Source organism: Candidatus Profftia lariciata, from assembly GCF_020541265.1.
GTDB lineage: Bacteria > Pseudomonadota > Gammaproteobacteria > Enterobacterales > Enterobacteriaceae > Profftia > Profftia lariciata.
In genome coordinates this window covers 394898-419277 of record NZ_CP045925.1, presented here as the reverse complement: position 1 = coordinate 419277, position 24380 = coordinate 394898, and the positions used below count along the sequence as shown (strand labels likewise).

Annotated in this window: 8 protein-coding genes; 6 read left to right on the top strand and 2 right to left on the bottom strand. The window is 20.6% G+C overall.

Annotation, left to right across the window (positions count from 1 at the left end; genetic code table 11):
- Window positions 1–518 precede the first annotated feature (518 nt).
- Window positions 519–2849 (bottom strand): endopeptidase La, encoded by a 2331-nt coding sequence (gene lon / locus GII40_RS00980; RefSeq protein ID WP_226813532.1) that lies wholly within the window; start codon window positions 2847–2849, stop codon window positions 519–521.
- A gap of 4586 nt (window positions 2850–7435) precedes the next feature.
- On the opposite strand from lon, the gene trkA reads away from it, so the two are divergent.
- Window positions 7436–8812 (top strand): Trk system potassium transporter TrkA, encoded by a 1377-nt coding sequence (gene trkA, locus GII40_RS00975; RefSeq protein ID WP_226813531.1) that lies wholly within the window; start codon window positions 7436–7438, stop codon window positions 8810–8812.
- Between the two features lie 3050 nt (window positions 8813–11862).
- Here trkA and zapA read toward each other — a convergent pair.
- A complete protein-coding gene (gene zapA, locus GII40_RS00970; RefSeq protein ID WP_226813530.1) occupies window positions 11863–12159 on the bottom strand; it encodes a cell division protein ZapA in 297 nt (98 codons plus the stop codon).
- 2686 nt (window positions 12160–14845) lie between these two features.
- Here zapA and ubiH point away from each other — a divergent pair.
- The 5 genes from ubiH (at window position 14846) to gndA (ending at window position 23298) form a co-directional block, all read left to right on the top strand.
- Window positions 14846–16018: a 2-octaprenyl-6-methoxyphenyl hydroxylase gene (gene ubiH / locus GII40_RS00965; protein ID WP_226813529.1), complete on the top strand. Its 1173-nt coding sequence runs from the start codon at window positions 14846–14848 to the stop codon at window positions 16016–16018.
- An 80-nt stretch (window positions 16019–16098) separates the two neighbouring features.
- Window positions 16099–17301, top strand: coding sequence for an FAD-dependent monooxygenase (locus tag GII40_RS00960; RefSeq protein WP_226813528.1), 1203 nt, complete (start codon window positions 16099–16101; stop codon window positions 17299–17301).
- A 427-nt stretch (window positions 17302–17728) separates the two neighbouring features.
- Window positions 17729–18349 carry an ATP-dependent Clp endopeptidase proteolytic subunit ClpP gene (clpP, locus tag GII40_RS00955; protein ID WP_226813527.1) on the top strand — a complete coding sequence of 207 codons (621 nt, stop codon included), beginning with the start codon at window positions 17729–17731 and terminating at the stop codon, window positions 18347–18349.
- Window positions 18350–18614: 265 nt separating this feature from the next.
- A complete protein-coding gene (gene clpX / locus GII40_RS00950) occupies window positions 18615–19871 on the top strand; it encodes an ATP-dependent protease ATP-binding subunit ClpX (RefSeq protein WP_226813526.1) in 1257 nt (418 codons plus the stop codon).
- Between the two features lie 2017 nt (window positions 19872–21888).
- Window positions 21889–23298: an NADP-dependent phosphogluconate dehydrogenase gene (gndA, locus tag GII40_RS00945; RefSeq protein WP_226813525.1), complete on the top strand. Its 1410-nt coding sequence runs from the start codon at window positions 21889–21891 to the stop codon at window positions 23296–23298.
- The last annotated feature ends 1082 nt before the right edge of the window (window positions 23299–24380 follow it).

Sequence of the window (24380 nt, the reverse complement as noted above, 5' to 3'; positions counted from 1 at the left end):
TAATTTACATCAACTACACAAGTTATATACTATATAATATATTTAATATCTTTATAATACTTTACTAAAGTAAAGTATTATTTATTTAGGTTTAATAAAATTATTTGATTTACTGAATAATGCATAAAATAATTTTAGTAAACAGTTAATAAGCTTTATAATATTAAAAAATATCAAACAATATAATTGATATTTTTTCTAAAACAGAAGATATATATGTAATATTTATACTAATATATTAATACTTATTATAAATTAAGAAATAATTTATTTAAATAATGTTATATATTATTAATAATAAGTATTTACTATTTTATCATCTTAAAACTATATATCGTACTCAAAGAATCACCTTAAAAAACAAGATAAGTCATATTGATATTAATATTACTTATCTTGTATTAAAATATATAAAATTTTTTACTAAATATTTAAATAAATAATAGATATTATATTAGCTTCTTTTAAATTAACTACTTAATATAATTATATTATTTATATCGTAGAGAATCAGTTATTTAAAATGGTAAATTCTCGAGCGCTAAAGATAAAACTTCATCAATTTTTTTTACCGGGTGGATATCTAGATCAGCTAATATATTAGCTTGAATTTCTTCTAAATCACGTTTATTTTCGTCTGGAATTAATACCATTTTAATACCACCACGATGGGCAGCTAATAATTTTTCTTTTAAACCACCTATTGGTAAAACTAAACCACGCAAAGTAATCTCTCCTGTCATTGCAACATCAGCACTAACTGGATTACTAGTTAAGCACGAAACTAGCGCAGTACACATAGCAATACCTGCACTTGGACCATCTTTGGGAGTAGCACCTTCAGGTACATGAACATGAATGTCACATTTTTCATAAAAATCGGTAGGAATGCCTAATTTTTTTGTACGGGCACGTACGACTGTTAAAGCTGCTTGAATAGATTCTTGCATAACTTCTCCCAAAGATCCAGTATAGGTTAGTTTACCTTTGCCTGGCATACAAGCAGTTTCAACAGTTAATAAATCTCCTCCTACTTCAGTCCATGCAAGACCAGTTACTTGTCCTATTCTATTTTCACTATCAACACGTCCATAATCATAGCGCTGGACTCCTAAAAAGTCTTTTAAATTATTATCATTAATTTTTATGCTTTTAACTAATGGATTCATTAGTAAATTTTTTACTGTTTTACGACATAATTTAGAAATTTCACGTTCTAAACTACGCACACCTGCTTCACGAGTATAATAACGAATAATACCATTAATTGCACTATCACATACAGTTAATTCACCTTGTTTTAATGCATTACGTTCTAACTGTTTAGGTAGTAAATGCTGTCTAGCAATATTCATTTTTTCATCTTCTGTGTAACCAGATAAACGAATAACTTCCATACGATTAAGTAACGGCGCCGGAATATTCATAGAATTAGAAGTTGCTATAAACATTACATCAGATAAATCATAGTCTACTTCTAAGTAATGATCATTGAATGCAATATTTTGCTCAGGATCTAATACTTCTAAAAGAGCTGCAGCTGGATCGCCACGCATATCAGAAGATATTTTTTCAATTTCATCTAATAAAAAAAGTGGATTTTTTACTCCTACTTTCGCCATTTTTTGAATAAGTTTTCCTGGCATAGATCCTATATAGGTACGACGATGCCCACGAATTTCTGCCTCATCACGTACACCACCCAACGCCATTCGAACGTATTGACGACCAGTTGCGCGAGCAATAGATTGGCCCAGAGATGTTTTACCTACTCCTGGAGGACCAACCAAACATAATATTGGTCCTTTAATTTTACTAACACGACTTTGAACTGCTAGATATTCTAAAATACGGTCTTTAACACGTTCTAAACCGTAATGATCAGTATCTAATATTTTCTGTGCTTGATGTAAATTTTTCTTTACTTTATTACGTGCATTCCAAGGAACTTGGATCATCCAGTCAATGTAACTGCGTACCACAGTTGCTTCAGCAGACATAGGAGACATCATTTTTAATTTTTTTAACTCAGATTCCGTTTTTTCACGTACTTCTTTTGGCATTTTAGCAGATTTAATTTTACTTTTTAGTATTTCAAATTCATCTGGAGTATCATCCATTTCATCTAGTTCTTTTTGAATAGCTTTCATTTGCTCATTCAAATAATACTCACGTTGACTTTTTTCCATTTGCTTTTTTACGCGATTACGAATACGTTTTTCCACCTGCAGCAAATCTATTTCAGATTCCATGAGAGTCATTAAATATTCTAAACGTTTTGTAACATCTGATATTTCAAGTACAGATTGTTTATCGTGTAATTTTAAAGGCATATGAGCTGCAATAGTATCTGCTAATTTAGCTGCATCTGCAATACTGTTAAGTGATGTTAATACTTCTGGTGGGATCTTTTTATTGAGTTTAATATAGGACTCAAATTGATTAATAATAGTACGTACTAATATTTCTTGTTCCCGTTCATCCATTTTCTTGATTTCTAAATATTCAACTTGTGCAGCAAAATGATCACCGCTGTCTGATAAGTTAGTAATTTTTACACGTTGAAGACCTTCGACGAGTATCTTTACCGTGCCATCAGGTAATTTAAGCATCTGTAAAATAGAAGCAATAGTACCTACAGAAAAAAGATCAGTTACTCCTATTGTATCTGTTGACGCATCTTTCTGTGCAATCAATAAGATCTTTTTATCATTGTTCATTGCTGCTTCTAAGCATTTAACAGATTTCTCCCGACCTACGAACAATGGAATTACCATATGTGGATAAACTACTACATCACGCAAAGGCAATACAGGAATTTCTATACGTTCGAAACGCTCAGGATTCATAGAGCTCTCTCTTAGTTTAACTTCCACAAGATTATAATAATATTATAACCGTTTTTACATTATTTATTTATCTAATTAATATAAGTACATGGGGGTATTTATGAAGTAATCAATGTAAATATAAATATAGGATAGAAAATCTTTTTATTTATTAACCTATATAAAATATATTTTATGTTTACTATAATTAAATTTTATTTTTTAAATAGATTAAATATAAATATTAATTATTTTATAAGTTATAATATTTTTTATTTAAATAGATAAAGATATAATAACTAATAATATTATATTGTATATATTGATTATAAGTTACGATAAAAATTTATTATAAAAAATAATAGCAAGAATATTAATGATTATACATCAATATATATTTACTAATCATACTATAATAAAAATATTTTATATTTTACTTATTATTTGTTTGTTGTAAACATTATAAAAGATTTATTGTATCAATTATTTTAAGTATTTTGCTGTGATACTTAATAAGTTATCATTATTAATAAAAATTTTAATAAGTTTTAATTCATTGTTAAGAAACTACATAGTCTATAAAATATTAAATTATACATTTTATTTTTTATCAATAATATAAAGAAAGTAAATGAATATATTTTTATATTTTAGTATACAAGATTATTTTCATAATTATACTTCAAGTGTTAAGGATAGTAATTAATCATAAATAATGTAATGTACATTTAATAAAAAAATCACTATTTAGATAGTAAAAGCATTACATAAGGTCTAATATAAAGAGGCAAATATATTACTAGTAAAATAAGGATAACTTTATAATACTTACAGAAATAAACATCAAGTTTATAAAATTAAGAATGTTTTAGTATACATAATAATATAAAAATTTCATTATAATATCTTATACATAATATAAATTTTATTGTATTCAATCAAAGCTTAAAAGTTATATCATTAGTAAATTATAAATATTAAGCAATCTAATAACGTATTATATATTAAAAAGAACAATAATTTTTGATAAAATAATGGATTAGTTATTTTTTTTGTAAAAATTAATATAACTAGTTTAGTATAAATAATAAAAAGTTAATAAAATATTAAAAGTATATTTAATAAATAAAAAATTCGTTATTTGATATTCATACTATAAAACTATAATTATTTATTAAAAAAATATCAAATAAAAATTAATTTAACATTCATTATAGTTAATATTATTAGTAAACTTAAATCATAAACAATAAATACATAACTTATTTAAAAATACAAAGAAAATCAACAATCATTAAAAATGATTGATTCATAGTCAGTAACAAACAATTATCTAATATTAAAGCAATTAGCATTAAATAATTTATTTATAGTACTACTTTAAATTTTTATAACATTAATTTAAAAAATATTTGCAATATCTAATTTAAATAAATTCATATACTTATTAGTAATGTTTATCTTATCAAGATTTTACGGTTATTACGTTTTTATAAAATGTATTAATAATTATTAGCTAAAAAAATAAAATAATTAATATAATCACAACATATATTATTTTTATGTATTAAAAAATAAAAATGTATAATAAATAATATTTTTAAACATTATACATGTTAGTTCTACTTGATAAGTGACTAATAGTAATTATTAATTATACAACTAATATTTTAATATAATTAAGATTATATTTAGTTGATTAAATATAATTAGTGGATAAGTAAAATATTTCTTATTATTTAGCTTAAGACAAATAAAATTATTTATGACTTTGTGTAAAATTATTTCAATAATATAATTCTGGTATAATGAGATAAAATTAAACATAGGTATATCATAAATTAATAATAAATATTATTTATTTCATAGTAATATTTGTATTATCATTTAACTATTTAATAAATGTTTTTCTTATATTAATATTATATTAAATACGCATATATATAATATGTAATAAACTTAGTTATTATATAATAAGATTATTTTAGGTATATAAAATAATAAATCCCTTAAAATAGTTATTCTTAAGTATATCTATATACTATTAATAGTATTATGCTAATATACTTCTTAATGTTTGATTAAATTAATTAATATTTAATATATCTAGTAATTATTATTAATAATATACATAGTTTTTACTACTTATTTGACAATACAATATATATGTAATAGAAAATTAGTGAGAAATTATTATTAATACTTTTTATTGACGAATAATATTTGTTGTTATAATATGTATCTCTATAACTTCATTTTAAAATAATAATCTAAAATTTTACTCATACTAAAAACTAACATCTTATAATAAACAATTATTTTTTATTTTAAATTTAATAAAAATACACTTGTTTCCATCTATTTTATTAACTATTATTATCTTGTATCGTTAAGTATTTTATAAATCTTAGTTTTATTAATATTTATTAATTTATAATAATATTTTTATATATTTAGAATATTATTTAAAATAATATACTATTATTAATTTTATATTATTTAAATAATACTTTCTAAAATAATATATAGAATATTACGTTTATTAATATATAATTTACAATTAGTCATATTTATACTCATAATATATTTTTATAAAATATTATTCATTACTTATTAATTTTATTATTAATAAATATTAGGTAGTTTAATTTAACTAATTAATATTCAATTTTTATAAAAAATTTACTAAAAATATTCTTTATTACGTTATTTCTTAATTACCATATTATTTTAATAACTGCAAATTCAAAAAATTATTAAATATTATCAAAAATAATGTTTATAAAATTTATAAGGTAATACAATAAAATAAGTATTACTTTTTTAAAAAAAATAATTTTTTTTAAAAATTATTGTATTAATATTGTGAATATTAATATATTCCTATACCATAAACATGCTTATTTTAGAACTCACAATATAAAAAATATTATTGTAGTTATAACTGATATTACGTATATTTAATAATAGCTTTAGCGTAATCTATAAATATTTTATTTATATATACTTGATTAATATAATTATATTGCTAATGAATTGATATTGTATTACTTAATATCATTTTATTCTTTTAGTATACTATGCCTACTGTATTACAAGAAAATATTTTGCTACATATTAGCATGATCTGATTTATTTTTTATATATATAAAATAAATGTATATTAATAATAATAGTAATGTTGCTATCATTAGCTTACATAAGTGAAGTGATATTCAATGTTACCCATAATTATTCATTATAAAATAAAATTTATAAATACATTAAAAGATTATTATAATCTAATAATGTAAAAACAATAAAAATAAATTATTTTTTGATAGTTTAGTATGCTTTTATAAGCAGATTATATTTTTATTTTATCTAAAAAATATTTAGTATTAAATATTTTATACGATTTATACAAGATTATAATATATTTATTTGTAATAAAAATTTAATAATCAATATTATTTAGTTTAATATAGTATATTATATAATTTTTACGATAAAGATTAATATAATAACACATAATCAATGCTCTTTTTAAGAAAATTATTATACATAATAATTTACTAGCATTTAATTGTAACATTACTAAATAAAGACTTACAAAATAATATAATTAATATATTATTGTATTGACTAACAAGATAACCTTTATAATATGCTCATGTGGCTAGCTAAAAATAATTTAATTTTATTTAAAAATTTTTAAAAATTGAATTTTTATTTTTTGTAAATCTTAATAAGATTAAGATGATAATTACTGGAAATAGATTATTAAATAATAAATAAAATTTTTATTTTTTATTTATCTGCAAAGATAAGAAGTTTTTTATATAATTATATAAAATATTTATTTATAAATATAGACTAAATATAAATTCTTTATTTATACAAATAAGTATTGAGATTATGATAAATAGAATATTGATTATTTAATAAAATACTTAATTAAGTACTAATATTGATTATATATTCATGCTTATTAATTAAATTTACTACTCTATTTTTCTGTTAACTTGTTGCTAATTTATATTTTAGTAATAACCTGAAAAGGTATTAACAAAATATACTACTATCATCTTAAATACATACCTACTAAAGATATATTAGTTTTATTAATATTTTTAATTTAATATTCTTCTTAAGATAGTAATCAATAATCATTGATTAAAAAATCATTTAACAAATTAGATGATTTGCTATATCAAAAAATAAATAATATATATTGCCTTATAATAAATATTTAAAAATATTATTTTTGTGTCTTATTAATCATAATATATAATGTGCAAAATTAATAAAATTTAATAACTAAGTTATAAAAATAACTAAAAAATATATAACTCAAAATACAAAAATTGTATTTTTATTATAAAATGTTAATTTATTAATATCAGATAACTTAGATTAATTTATTTGGATAACTATCTAAGATTATGCAATTTATATATTAATTATTTTACTATCCTCAATAAGAGGATTTATAATATGTAATACAGATTAAAAATAAACAATATATCTTTGATATTTTATATTATAATTATATAAATTATATCTTTTTATTAATTTATTTAAAAATAAATAATAAGGCTTGTATAACTTGAAATTTAGAGACAATTATGAGAATCATTATTCTTGGTGCTGGACAAGTAGGAGGAACACTAGCAGAAACCCTTGTTAGTGAAAATAATGATATAACTATTGTCGATACAAATAGTGATCGACTTCACCAATTACAAGATAAGTTTGATTTAAAAGTAATTCAGGGCTACAGTTCTTATCCACGCGTATTACGTGAAGCTGGCGCTAACAATGCTGACATGCTTATCGCAGTAACTAATTCGGATGAAACTAATATGATAGCTTGTCAAGTATCATATTCATTGTTTAATACTCCAAAAAGAATAGCACGCATTCGTTCAATAGAATATATTCGTGAAAATGAACGTTTATTTAATTTAAGTGCTATTCCTATAGATCATCTTATTGCTCCAGAACAATTAGTAACAGACTATGTATATCGCTTGATTGAGTATCCTGGTGCATTACAAGTAGTAAATTTTGCCGAAGGAAAAGTTAGTTTAGCTGTAGTAAAAGCTTATTACGGTGGCTCATTAGTTGGTAACGCATTATCTTCTTTAAAAGATCATATGCCACATATTAATACCTGTATAGCTGCTATTTTTCGTCAAGATGTCCCAATACGTCCACAACAATCTACAATTATTGAAGCTGGTGATGAAGTATTATTTATAGCAGCATCGCAGCATATTCGTGCAATAATGAGTGAACTGCAACGTTTAGAAAAACTATATAAACGTATTATGATTGTTGGTGGCGGGAATATAGGAGCTGGTTTAGCACATCGTTTAGAAACAAACTATAGTGTAAAATTAATAGAACGTAATCAGCAACGTGCTATTGAGATTGCTGAAATGCTAGAAAATACTATTGTATTTTATGGTGATGCATCCGATCAAGAATTACTTACTGAGGAGCATGTAGATCAAGTAGACGTATTCATTGCTCTTACTAATGATGATGAAGCTAATATTATGTCTGCAATGTTAGCTAAGCGCTTAGGAGCTAAAAAAGTTATGGTATTAATACAGAGGAGTGCATATATAGATTTAGTTCAAGGTAGTGTTATTGATATTGCTATTTCACCTCAACAGGCAACAATCTCTGCGATGCTTGGACATGTACGTAAAGCAGATATAGTTAATGTCTCTTCTTTACGTCGTGGTATTGCTGAAGCTATTGAAGTTATAGTACATGGAAATCAAAATACTTCAAAAATTATTGGCCGTATGATAGAGAATATTAAACTGCCACCAGGTACTATGATTGGTGCTATTGTTCGTGGAAATGAGGTTATTATTGTAAATAATAAATCTAAAATTGAGCAAGGAGACCACGTTATAATCTTTCTTATAGATAAGAAATATATTAAAGATGTTGAGCAGTTATTTCAATTAGAAAAATCTTGTTCATAATAATAGGTTATTCATGGTAATTTTATTAAAAAATTAATATATTAATAATATTATTATAAAATATTATTTTTATAAGTATTATTATAATAATATTTATATTATATATAATTTACTGTAATTCTTGTAATTGTATTATATAATATGTATTCAAGTTATTTTTAGTATTTATTTTATTGATATAAATTTTCAAAAAAAGTATATAATAAAAATATAATATTTTATATATAGATCATATTATATAATTTTATTATATAAATAAATATTTTATTTAAGTCTTATGATAAAATATATAAAATATTTTTATTGAAATTTGTATAAATAATATATTTATATATATCATGTTATATATAAGTAAATTATTTTGCACTATTGTAATAAAAAACATTTAATAAATTCAGTAAAATTTATTAATAAAATTATATTATAATCAATATTATATAATTCTACTGCATCGTGCTAATATAGTCTATATTGTTTATTTATAAAAATGTATTCTTCATAATATTATTTATATTAATAAATTATTATAATTAATATTTGTAAAATTGTTAATTAAAGAAATGTATAATATGTACATAATTTTAATTTATTATTGATTTTTATTATAATAATATATTATATATTTAACTTCCTTTGACATTGATTACTTAATAATTAGTGTTAACAAATATTAAGTAATTAATCTAGGTTAATTAATATAATAAAAATATTATATCTCTTTTTATTAAAAAAGATAAATCAATATAACTAAATATATTAATGTAATGAATTAATTATTTTATACCTTATCATATTTATACTAATAAGAATTGTGTATACATTAATATCATGCAAAATAGACATTTTAAGATAAATTAAATATAATGTTTAAAGTTTTATTTCAATTTAGTACCTTGTATATAGTTATATATAATAATGCATAAATAACTTAATTGTAATTATATTATTCGTGATATTTACTTACTGAGTAACTTTTTATTAAAAATCAATATTTAGTTATTTTATCTTTTATGATATTATTAAGTATAAGATATCATAAAATGATTTATTCTTAATATTTTTATATATGCATAATTATTAAATTATACATTATTTTTATATCATTAATAAAGTTATCGTTTTATTTATAGCAAACAACTACAGATCTATTTATATAAAAATTTTAGTAAACATAACAGTAACACTTAATATTAATATTATATATATCTAAAAAATAATAACAGTCAATAATAAATAATATTTTACTCCTATTAAAAAAATAGTATTTTATTATCACACACACTTAATGTATACATATTAAAAATATTTTTAATGTATAAAATTGTATTTTATTCATTAATATCGTATTAATAAATAATTAATCTTATAAAAATATAGTTTTTAATACAAATAAAATTATTATAATTTATTAAAATATAGTAAAAAATCTAATTTATATACTTAAATATTACAAATAAAATATTTTTTATATTAAAACACAATCTAATTAAACTAAGTAAGTAGTAACTATAATATATAATATAAAATATATAAAAATATTGTAAATACACATAAATTTATATTTAATATAAAATATTACTATCTAATAAATAAAATAAGTGATAATTATAAATTATAAAAAATAATTATATATAATAATTATTTTTTAAGTAAAAATATTTTTATTATATTTTTATATAAAATATATAAATTATTAATTATCTATACAAATAATCTGTATTTAATATTATTAATATAAATATGCTATAAATAACAAGAAATAGTATATGATTGTTAATCATAATTAAATTTTATATGATTACACAATTAATAGTTTTGTTATATATAGTGAATAATTTATCATATTTATGATTATTCAAGATATTAATATATTAAATATTATATAAATAATTTAATGTGTTATTGCTTGATAAAAGATATCTTACAGGAAAAATAGAGTTTAAGAATTTAAATAATATATGTCAATAAATCCAGTAATTATATATCTGATTATCATAAATAATATCTGAAAAATATTTATTATTTTAATAATAATATATTAAAATTTTATACTAAATATTCAATAAAATATAAAAATTATTTATATTAATATATAAAATATATAAACAATAAATATTATTCATTATACTTGGTTAAAATATTTACATTTACTTAACAAAATTAATTTACTACGTTAATATTGTTCACATAAAATATATAAAAAATAATAAATTATTTTTGATATTTTATATAAAGTTAACTTTATTGAAGTAATCAAAATAACAAATTAATTATTAATTTATACATTTATAATTATTTAATTTTTTCAGAATTTTATTATAAATTTCTTAAATATAATATTTCTCACATCTTTTAGTATAAAAATAATTTATATTGATATGAGAAACACAAGACATGCAAGTACATTACTAGAATTAGATTAAATAATATATAAAAAATTATTTTAGATAAATAGTAATATTAAACGCATTAAAATAAATAATTTATATTATATTATTATATAAATATAAAAAATATTTTTATATTAAACGAAATTGAAATGATGATTATGAATCAATATAAACTAAAATATTAATATCCAATAATATATAGTCATAACAAATTATCGTATAATAAATATATTAAATAATTTTATTTTATAACGTTCTTTAAACATACATGATTTATATTTGATGTGTTACTAATAAAAAATTATTTATATCAATATATATAAATACAATGTTTTAAGTACAATCTATTATAATTCTATTCATATAATTATATTAATTTAATTAATATTGTATTTCTTCATATATCTTTTGCTAAAAAATAATGTTAATTATTTTGAATAACAATATATACTATTAAAATATAATAAATATCTTATATGAAATATAAAAACAAAGTTTTAATATTTTGTATAAGATATAACATTTAAATATTTTATTTATTTCTTCTATGTCCTAATTAAATTTTTAAATACAATCTTAATATTATATAACTTGATTATAAATATTTTAATATTCTACTTTAACTATAGTTCAAATAAGTCTAAACTGTAAACTTTAGAGTTATCTTAGTTTTAATAAAGTTTGTTCAACTACTTGTTGTAAAGTATTAATATTTTGTTCTATCTGACAAGCATAATCATAATTTTTAACACGTTCTTGCGCTAATTCATGGCATAAATTTAATGCTACAATAAAAATTAGTTGCTCTATATGTGTTACTTTTGTACGATTTTGAAGATTTTGTAACCGTTGATTCAAATCATTTGCATATTGATGCAATTCTTCTTGTTTTTCTAACGGACAATTAACTCTTAATGAGCGGCCAAAGATTTGAATATCTACTGGTTGTGCAGACATATTTTTTCCTGTATAGATTTTACGCTAATTTTAAAATTACTAAAATCAAGAAATTTTTATGCTAAATTCATACACTTAGTGGAATTTTTAATAAACTTAACAGTGAAATATTTTTATATATAGCAAATACTATAAATAGTATAATAATATATTTATTGCATATATTATTAATTAATAATTGTAATAAAAATTATTATATAATATTAGTATTATGATCTACAGTAAATCTATAAATCAATAAAATACTATAATGATTTTATTAATATTATGTATATCATTACCGTTATAGATGTTTTTATAATAAAAAATTTATAATTATTATAAATAATTATACGATCAATAATAATAATTTCATAATTTTACCTATATTTAATAATATTATTATTTTTTATAATGTGATGTATACTATAATCCAAAAAATTAATAAAAATATAAAATATTTAACTAATACATTATGTTAATGTTGTTAAAAAATAAAAAGGAAAAATTATCTAATAATAAATTATACAATTAATATTATTATCAATTATTAGTTAATAGTAATTATAACTATAATAAATACTACTTCATCTATGAAGTATTAATTATATTAAAATAGTTTTTTGATTTTATATTTTATATATAATCAATATTGATAGCTATATTACATGAAAAAATATAATATAAATATATTTTATTCTCAGTAAATTAATGTGGATAAATTATTTGACTCTATAATATAATTATGTCATTTTGTATCAAAAGATTTCTTTAATATACAATACAAATATTACTTAGATATTAATCTCTTTGAGGTTTTTCTAAATATAATAATATAAAAAGTAATTTTATATTTTATATATATTAATTATTACAATAATTAATATAAAATTATTTATTAGATTATCATAATATAAATATCTCTAATTTCTGTTTATCAAAATTATATTTAATTACTATTATATGCTATAATATTACGATTATACATAATATAAGGTCTTTAATAATTATTAATAGTATAAAATATTTTTAAATACATTATTTTTTAATAAATGTGTATATTAATTTACAGTATTACTTTTTAATAAATTTTTATATTAATAAAATTAATAAATTATTATTATAACAATATAATAACTAAACTAAAAAATTAATTATTTTTTATGCTGTACTATTAAATTAATTATTAAATATATTTATATATTTAAAAATTTTATTATACGTTTTTTAAAAAAAATATAATATTATTAATTGTATTGTAAATAATTAGTGTTAAAATAGTATTTTACAAAAAATTAATCATACAACATAAAATTAGTAATTCTATAAAATTAAAAAATGTTCTTTATACTATAAAAGCATTTTCATTTTTTTAATTATAGGATCTCATAAAGTAAATTATTTTATATATTATTTCTATAATAATTAAAAAGATTTTTAGTATTATATTATATTTTAATATGACATTGCAATAACAACTCAAAAATAAATAATATAATGATAAATTATTTATCTATTATACTCTAATTATCATACCATCAAATACATAAATATAATGTATTATTCTATAATAGAATAATTATTTAAAGGACCTATATAATAGTATTACTATAAAATTTTAGTAAAAATATTGTATATTATAAATTAATGATTATATATATTTTTTTAATCTTATTTTATTATTTATTGTCAATAAAAATCTCTTAATTTTTACTTAATCTCAGCAGTTGTTATTTGATAATACATTATGAACGTAATATGTATATATTAAATTGTTATAACTAATCAATTATTTACTTGATAAGTAATATTTTTATTATAAATAAAATAAATTTAATATTTTTAATATTATATATAAAAATATTCTGTAATAAAAAAATTATTTGCAAATAAGTTAATTTATTATTGATTGTATATAATTTATCATATAATAAATAATATTTTGTAGATTTTATATATAAAGAAGATTACTATTGTAATAATGTATTATTTATTATTATATATAATATATTTATCTTTAACCGTACATGTAATTTAAGTAAATACTTACATTATTTCAACGAAATAAATAAGTAACCGTAACAAAATTATTAATTAATAACTCATAATAGATTTATAAAACTAAAAACTCAATCATTAGAGATTAATAATATTATCTATATGGCACAATATTTATTGTTTAATATACTAATTATTAATTAATAAATATAATAATATTATATTGGTTATAATATAATTATTATCTTAATAAAATATATAGTATTTTAATGAAATTATAATACATATATTTATCCTTAAATATAGCAATGCTAAAACTATGTTTCATCATTTTTTTCAAAATATTAAAGATATAATTAAATATAATAATAGAATTAATAATATCTCTAAAAAAAGTAAGTTAATCTCTTTTATCTATTAGTAATAGTGTAAAACTAAATTAATAAAATTTTCTTAAAATATTATATTTAAATAATAAATATATTTTTAGTAGACAATTATATCAGAGTATTTATTAATATTAATCTAAAAAATACTAATAATTTATTAAAATTACTATATCTACAATAGATCTAATACTATATATAAAATAATGTATTATTATTACATATTTGTATATCTGTTCATGATAAAAAAAATAAATAATACATTAAATGTTAATAACTAATATTATGATTAAACATGTCTATATAAAGGAAATATAAGCAATATGAAAATAATAATTGTAGGTGAAGGTATGGCTGGCATGACTCTTGCACTTGCAGTTTCTATTTTAAGTTCTGGACGTATTCAAATTGAAATTGTAAATACTATATCTACACAAAAAAAAGAACAGGTTAATTTTGATACACGTGCCATTGCCTTGGCATACGGTACATGCGAACAATTAAAACAAATTGGCATATGGCAAGATTTACAGATTTTTGCAACTCCTATAAAGAATATTTATGTTAGTGATCAGGGTGGTGTTGGTTGGATATCAATAAGATCACGAGACTATAAAATACCTTATTTAGGACAAGTTGTTGAAATATATAAAGCTAGGACATGTTTCTTAAAACTATTACAGAAAGCACCAGGTGTTCAATCAACCCATTATGCGCAAATAGTAAAAGTTATACGTCAAAAAAATAGTGCTAGCATCCAGTTAGACAATGGTACTGTTCTTACAGGGGAATTACTTGTAGCAGCAGATGGTTCATATTCAATATTAGCTCAAAATTGTCACATTCATTATAATAAAACAACATATGATCAAATAGCAGTTATAACTAATCTTATCACTGCTTATCCACATCATAATAAAGCTTTTGAACGTTTTACATGTTATGGCCCGTTTGCTATGTTACCATTGAGTGAAGGACGATGTTCATTAGCTTGGTGTTATCCTGTACAAGAACAAGTAGATAGCTGGAATGATATTAAATTTATCCATAATATTCAACAGATATTTGGTTGGATATTAGGCAAAATCATCAAAATTGATAAACGTTATTACTATCCTCTAGAATTAATATATACACATCAACATATTAGTCATAGACTCGCTTTAATAGGAAATGCAGCACAAACCTTACATCCTATTGCTGGTCAGGGATTTAATCTTGGTTTACGTGATGTTATGTCTCTAGCAGAGATAATTGTTCAAGCCGAAATACAAGGATATGATATAGGTAGTTATAAAGTACTTAGCCAATATCAAAAACGTCGTAGACCAGATCAACAAGCTACAATTAGTGTTACAGATGGATTGATTCATATATTTTCTAATCGCTTATTACCATTTGTTATCGGACGTAATTTAGGCATGATAGCAATGACACTAATACCGCAATTACGTGAAACACTTATTAGGCGTGCGCTCGGGTGGGTTAAACGCTAAGAACATTTTTGTATTTAGATTCATTTTACAGTTTTAATTTTATATGATACTTTATATAAAGTATAAAAAAGAGAATTATCATGCAATCTTTTGATATTATTATTTCTGGTGGCGGTGTGCTAGGATTAGCAACAGTAATAGCCCTCAAAGAAACTGGTCTTAATATTGCTTTAATTGAAGAAAATATATCTAATATTCAAGGAATTAATCCAAATTCTATATTACGTGTCTCTACGATAAATATTGCTAGCGAATGTATATTAAAACATCTTGATGTTTGGCAAGATATCATTGCTTTAAGAACTAATTCTTATCAAACTATGGAAGTATGGGATAGCGACAGTTTTGGAAGTATTATGTTTAATGCCGAAGAATATGGTTACACTCACCTTGGGCATATTATTGAAAATTCTATAATTCAAAGAACGCTATGGAATAAAGTTAAGAAACAATTAAATGTTGATATTATTACTCCTGCAAGTATTAAACAAATTAAATGGGGTGATAATGAAGCATTAGTTATTTTAAATAATGAACAAATAATAACAGCACGCTTAGTTATTGGGATAGACGGTGCACAATCATGGTTACGTAAACATGCAGATATTCCCTTAACTTTTTGGGAGTACGGACATAAGGCATTAGTCGCAACAATTAAAACTGAACAACAGCATAATAATTGTGCACGTCAAATTTTCCATTCTAATAGTATTTTGGCTTTTTTACCTTTAAAAAATCAAAAATTATGTTCAATTGTATGGTCTATGAATCCACAAAAAGAACAATATTTACGATTACTATCAGATAATCATTTTAACCGAGAAATAGCAGTTGCTTTTGATATGCGTTTAGGGTTATGTCAAATAGTAAGTTCACGTCAATCATACCCACTTATTGGACGTTATGCGCGTAGTTTTGCAGCACATCGTTTAGCATTAGTAGGTGATGCAGCACATACTATTCATCCTTTAGCAGGACAAGGCATGAATTTAGGTTTTATGGATGTTGCTAAGTTAACATCTGAAATAAAACGTTTACAGCGTCAGGGAAAAGATATTGGTCGTTATATGTATTTGCGTAGTTATGAACGTTCGCGTAAATATAATGCTGCGGTAATGCTTGCTGTAATGCAAGGATTTCGTTATCTTTTTGAAGATGATAATTGTGCTAAAAAAGTATTACGTGATACAGGTATGATAATATTTAATAATATATTTGATCTTAAATTTTTTTTAGTACGTTATGCTATGGGATTATCTGATGTATCTGATTTATCTGATTGATTTTATAATTTCAGTATTACTTAATAATACCTAAACAATTAGATAAATCAGATAAACAATATAGTATTATCTGAAAAAGATATACATACAACTATTAAATAATATACTAGTATAAAATAGTTTAGAAAAATATTTATAGAAAATAAATAAACTAAATAAGTTATATATTCGTAAATAACCCTAATGATATTTAAATTATAAGTAGATTGAATTGGATTACTATTCAAATATTAAAAAATACACTAAACAATGCTAAATTAGCTAATATATATTAATAGTAATAACTGTATTCTTAATACTACACAACAAAAACATAAAAATATCTAATAATGTAATTATATTGAGATAATGGTATATATAGTAAAACTACTTTTTGTGATAAAATTAACGCAAATAATATCCATATTATTTTCTAGAGGAAGATTTAATGTCATATAATAACCAGCATAATTCATTGTCACACATGACTTTAGTGCCCATGGTTATTGAACAAACTCCTCGCGGTGAACGTTCATACGATATTTTTTCTCGTTTATTAAAAGAAAGAATTATCTTCTTAACCGGTCATGTTGAAGATCATATGGCAAATCTTATAATAGCACAAATGCTATTTCTTGAAGCAGAAAATCCAGAAAAAGATATTTATCTTTACATAAACTCTCCTGGGGGGGTAATAACTGCAGGAATGTCTATTTATGATACTATGCAATTTATTAAAATTGATGTAAGTACTATTTGCATAGGACAAGCATGTTCTATGGGGGCTTTGCTATTAACTGCAGGAACCAAAGGAAAACGCTTTTGTTTACCAAATGCGCGTATAATGATTCACCAACCACTAGGTGGTTTTCAAGGACAAGCAACAGATATTGAAATTCATGCTAAAGAAATTTTAAATATTAAAACTAACATAAATAATCTTCTGGCTAAACATTCAGGAACATCAATAGAAGAAATTGAGCGTGATACTGAACGTGATCACTTCTTATCAGCTCATGAAGCTGTAAAATACGGTTTAGTAGATTCAATAATGACTAATCGGAGTTAATATGATATTTTATTATATTGATTACATAAATAAATAATTATAATACTTATACTATTATTTAATATATTATTATATTTATTGATTAAAATATTTATAACAATTTTACTGTATTTCATACTAATTATTAATATATGTTATAATGAAATTAATTGTTTGTATGTATTATATTGCTATACTACCGTTACATACTTATCTACTATTACAAATCCATTGATACATAAAAAATTTATTTAACAAAAGAGACAAACAATACAAGGTACATTTGATGACAGATAAACACAAAGATAGTTTAGATAAGTTATTATACTGTTCTTTTTGCGGAAAAAATCAAAATGAAGTTCGTAAATTAATCGCTGGGCTATCAGTTTATATCTGCAACGAATGTATTTATTTATGTAATGAGATTGTAAATGCTGATATTAAAAAAATATCTCCATATATTCACTCTAATTCCTTACCAACACCACATGAAATTAGTAATCATTTAGATGATTACGTTATTGGACAAGAAAAAGCAAAAAAAGTTTTGGCAGTAGCTGTATATAATCATTATAAACGTTTACATAATAGTGATATTAATAATGATGTTGAGTTAGGTAAAAGTAATATTTTAATGATAGGTCCGACTGGTAGTGGAAAAACTTTATTGGCTGAAACTTTAGCACGTTTCTTAAATGTACCATTTACTATCGCTGATGCAACTACATTGACTGAAGCTGGTTATGTAGGTGAAGATGTTGAAAATATTATTCAGAAATTATTACAGAAATGTGATTACGAAGTACAAAAAGCTCAACATGGTATTATTTATATAGATGAAATTGATAAGATTTCTCGTAAATCAGAAAATCCATCTATTACACGTGATGTATCAGGTGAAGGAGTACAACAGGCTTTACTTAAGATCATTGAAGGCACTATTGCTTCAGTTCCACCACAAGGGGGCCGTAAACATCCACAGCAAGAATTTCTACAAGTTGATACTTCTAAAATTTTGTTTATCTGTGGTGGTGCATTTGCTGGTTTAGATAAAGTTATTGCAGATCGTATTAATACTAGTACCAGTATAGGTTTTAGTGCAAATATTCAGGTTATGTCTAAAAAACAGACTGAAAGTGAATTGTTATCTCAAACTACACCAGAGGATTTACTAAAATTTGGTTTAATTCCTGAATTTATTGGTCGTCTACCAGTAATTGCTACACTATGTGAACTTAACGAAAATTCTTTAATTAAAATTTTAAAAGAACCAAAAAATGCATTAACTAAACAATATCAAGCATTATTTAATATGGACAATGTAAATTTAGAATTTTGTGATGACTCTTTAATTGCAATTGCTAAAAAAGCAATGATAAAAAAAACAGGTGCTCGTGGTCTACGTTCTATTGTTGAAGAAGTATTGTTAGATATAATGTATGACTTACCATTAATAAAAAATGTTAATAAAGTAATTATTAATAATAATGTTATTAATGGTAAAGAAAAACCAATAATTATTTATGGTAAATCAACAACATAATTTTCTGGTAATTTTTAACTTATAATAAAAATTTTTTATATAAATAAACATGATAATGAACACTAAATAATTGATTTATATATAAAATTATTTATTTAGCATATTAATAACAATTATTAAATTATTACTTATAGCCAACAGTTTATTTAAACTTTTAAATATTATTTAAGATATTTTTATTAATACAATTACTATTTAATAGTATCAATATTATTGATAATATAACTTATATTATTATCTTATTATTTTGTTGAAGTAATTAATATAATTTTGATATCTTATAAAGATAAATATCAAAACAATATAATAATATTTTAGAACTATTAATAAAAAATATACTAAGTATATAATATGTATTTATCAAGTTACAATGATTATAATAATATACTTAAATATTTTATAATTAATTTAATAATAAAATAGGCATTTTGTATCAATTTATGCAATTATATATAATATTAAAAATCTAAATTTTATTTACTTATAATTAAATTTTAGCAAAAATTTTATATTAAATTTTAATTAAATAAAAAATTATAGCACTATAACTAAATAAATTAAAAAATTACATTTTTTATTAATTTATTTAAGAAAATATACTGTGATCTAAAATTATTTAATCTTCAAGAAGAATGTTAAAATTTTATTATTTTAAATAAGATACAAATTTGTATTACATTTTATGTAACATGTAATTTATCAGACATCATCATAAATAAGTAAGTTATCGTGATTACGTTAATTTATATATAAAACTGTATTTTAATACAGTAGTCAACTGGTACATATAAATGCTTTACTATTAAATAGTATTTTGCAAAAAATATTCATTTTCAAGCATATCTATATAGTATTTTATTCATTTAATAAAAAATAAAAATATGAATCATGTAATAAGTAATCAATAATAATCAGTAAAGTAATTATTCATGCAAATAAGTTTTATTCAATTAATAAATGTAATATATATTTATATTATTTTATAATAAATTTATAATTTATACTTAAATACTTTAATATAATACAGTATTGATATATTATGATTATTCTATAATGTATGTATTAAGTTTATTTTATTAATATATTTGTATAAATTAATAAGACATAATAATTATTATTATCTTCTATTAAATACTAATGATAAATAATAAATTAACATAATATAATAAAATTATAACATATTAATTTATTAAAATTATTATTTTAATACTGTTAAAATTATTTAAATAATACTATATATAATATATATATTAATTTTTTATAAAATTAATAAAATTATCAGTAATATAATTAATAATTATATTATTATATAATTTTATTAATTAATGAAAATTAGTATTATGAATATAATCAAGATTATTATATCAAAGTTTAATATTGAAAAGTATATCAATGGATATATTCTATAGTTTACTCTCTTCAAAAAAATAAGAAAATTTTATTATAAATTTCTAGAATTAATTTTTAAGTTTATAAAAATATTTTAATAAAAGTAGTCTACTAAAATATTTATATAGATAAAAATTTAAATAATAATTAATAAAAATATTAAAAATAAAAGTATTATCTTTAATAAATGTAAAATCATATTTGTTAAAAATACTTAATGTAATGCTATAAATAGCACTTTGAGATATTAAAAATATTTGATAAATATAAATTTTGTAAGATAATTATTTAAATTAATTTATTAAATATCAAAGTAATTTTTTAACTAATAAGCAAATATTACTATTACTTTTAAAAAGTTTAATATTATTAATATTATAGATATGATGTTCTAAGTAAAAAAAATTAATTTATATTATTAAATAATTATATTTATGATTAGATGATAATTATTTTATATATAAATATTGTTTAATCTGGAATTTTAAGAATATACTTTAATTTGTATATTTAACCAATATATAGATGACTTATTATTCACTTAATTAAAAATAAATTAAATGAAAATTTTTGACTAATCTATTATGAATCATATATTACATATTTTATCTGTAAATAGGAGCTTACAATGTCAAAACAACAAATAGGTGTTATTGGTATGGGAGTAATGGGACGAAATTTAGCACTGAATATAGCAAGTCGAGGATATGCAGTGTCAATTTTTAATAGATCTCAGTACAAAACTAATCAAGTAATATTTAACAATCCGGAAAGTCAATTAGTACCATTTTATTCTATTCAGAAATTTATTGAATCTCTTGAAATACCTCGTCGCATTCTATTAATGGTAAAAGCTGGTGAAGCTACTGATAAAACTATTAATTCTCTAAAACCTTACTTAGAAAAAGGTGATATTATTATAGATGGTGGAAATACTTTTTTTAAAGATACAATACGTCGTAATCATGAATTATCAGCTGAAGGATTTAAATTTATTGGTACTGGTATATCAGGTGGCGAAGAAGGAGCTTTAAAAGGACCATCTATTATGCCGGGTGGACAAAAAGATGCATATGATCTAGTAGCTCCAATATTACATAAAATTGCTGCTATTACTGAAGATGGTGAATCTTGTGTAACTTATATAGGATCTGACGGGGCTGGTCATTATGTAAAAATGGTACATAATGGTATTGAGTACGGTGATATGCAGCTAATTGCTGAAGCTTATTATCTACTAAAACATGGTCTAAATTTATCTAACGAAGACTTATCTAATATTTTTACTGAATGGAATCAAGGTGAATTAAAAAGCTACCTTATTGATATAACTAAAAATATTTTTACTAAAAAAGATAAAGATGATAAATATTTAGTTGATTATATATTAGATCAGGCTGCTAACAAGGGAACTGGCACATGGACTAGTCAGAGTGCATTAGAGCTCGGTGAACCACTATCGTTAATAACAGCATCTGTTTTTGCTCGTTATATATCTTCATTAAAAGATCAACGACTTATATCATCTAAGGTATTAATTGGACCAAAAATTCAAATATTTCGTGGTAATCCTGTTATGTTGATTGAAAAAATACGACGTGCTCTTTATTTAGGTAAAATTATTTCTTATGCTCAAGGTTTTTCTCAATTACGAGTTGCATCATATAAATATCAGTGGAACTTAAACTATGGTGAAATAGCAAGAATTTTTCAGGCTGGCTGTATTATTCGTGCAGATTTCTTACAAAAAATTACTGATGCTTATGCGCATAATACTGAACTTGCTAATTTATTATTAGCTCCATATTTCAGACAGATTGCTACCGAATATCAACAAGCAATGCGTGATGTTATCATATATGCAGTACAGAGTGGTATTCCAACTCCAACCTTATCTGCGGCTATCTCTTATTATGACAGTTATCGTTCACCAGTGCTACCAGCTAATCTTATTCAGGCACAGCGTGATTACTTTGGAGCACATACTTATAAACGCATTGACAAAGAAGGTGTATTTCATACTGAATGGTTACAATAGTGATTTTTTTATTTTATAATAGATAGAATATAAAATATATCAGCTAATTTAAATGTTTTGCTTATAAAGATTGTTTTATGGAGGTAATTAGTAAACATAAAATATAATCTTATTAAATTAATATAACTTTTATAAAAATTTGATTTAATTATTTTCTAAACATCTGATAATGTAATTTATTTTAAAAATAAAAAATAAATTTAACAATTCAACTAACATATTGATTGTTATAGATTTTTTAGTTAGTTATTATTATTAGTATATATTAAAATAATGAACTTAATATTTATATGTGAGATCAAACAAGAAAATATACTTAATTAAATTTTATTTATAACACACGTATATAGTGAGTAAGATGATTTTATTGCTAACTTAGAAAGATATAGAATAACTCTATTTGTAATCTTACATAGATTGTTACCAAGCCATGTAAGATTACTATGTGTTTAATAAATAATAAAAAAATCAATATTATATATAAAAACATTTATGTTTAATAATTGATTATTAATCAATATATAAAATACTTGCAATATATTATTTTATAATAAAAATTATTAAAATTTTTTTATATTTATTTTAAAATAAAATAACTTAAAAAAATATAAAGTATGCTTATACTAATAAGCTTAAAATAAATAATAAAAAACTACTACTAATATTATAAGCAGTCATATACTAGTATGTATAATATTATATTATACAAAAAATTAAATAAATAATTATCAATATAATTGAGATAGTATTATTTTAACTATAAAAATACTATAATTTGAACAAAGTATTAAATATTTAAAATATTCTGTAATTAGCAATTAATACATAAAATATTTTATATTTTAATGTATCTACATTTTTTAAATAAAAAATTATATATTATTACTACATAAATAAGTAATAAAAAATATTTTAAATACATTTTAATTATATATATATAATTTTTATTCTTAATATCATAATACTAGATATTAAATTATTTTTTATAATATAATGCACTTAAAATTTGTATCATATTATATATTAAGAATTATTTATTTAATAATATTATTTAAAATACTATTATTAGCATAATTTATTTT

Bases quoted from the DNA above. Each gene is read 5' to 3' on its own strand.
- lon (WP_226813532.1), bottom strand. From the start codon at position 2,849: ATGAATCCTGAGCGTTTCGAACGTATAGAAATTCCTGTATTGCCTTTG.
- zapA (WP_226813530.1), bottom strand. From the start codon at position 12,159: ATGTCTGCACAACCAGTAGATATTCAAATCTTTGGCCGCTCATTAAGA.
- trkA (WP_226813531.1), top strand. From the start codon at position 7,436: ATGAGAATCATTATTCTTGGTGCTGGACAAGTAGGAGGAACACTAGCA.
- clpP (WP_226813527.1), top strand. From the start codon at position 17,729: ATGTCATATAATAACCAGCATAATTCATTGTCACACATGACTTTAGTG.
- clpX (WP_226813526.1), top strand. From the start codon at position 18,615: ATGACAGATAAACACAAAGATAGTTTAGATAAGTTATTATACTGTTCT.
- ubiH (WP_226813529.1), top strand. From the start codon at position 14,846: ATGAAAATAATAATTGTAGGTGAAGGTATGGCTGGCATGACTCTTGCA.
- GII40_RS00960 (WP_226813528.1), top strand. From the start codon at position 16,099: ATGCAATCTTTTGATATTATTATTTCTGGTGGCGGTGTGCTAGGATTA.
- gndA (WP_226813525.1), top strand. From the start codon at position 21,889: ATGTCAAAACAACAAATAGGTGTTATTGGTATGGGAGTAATGGGACGA.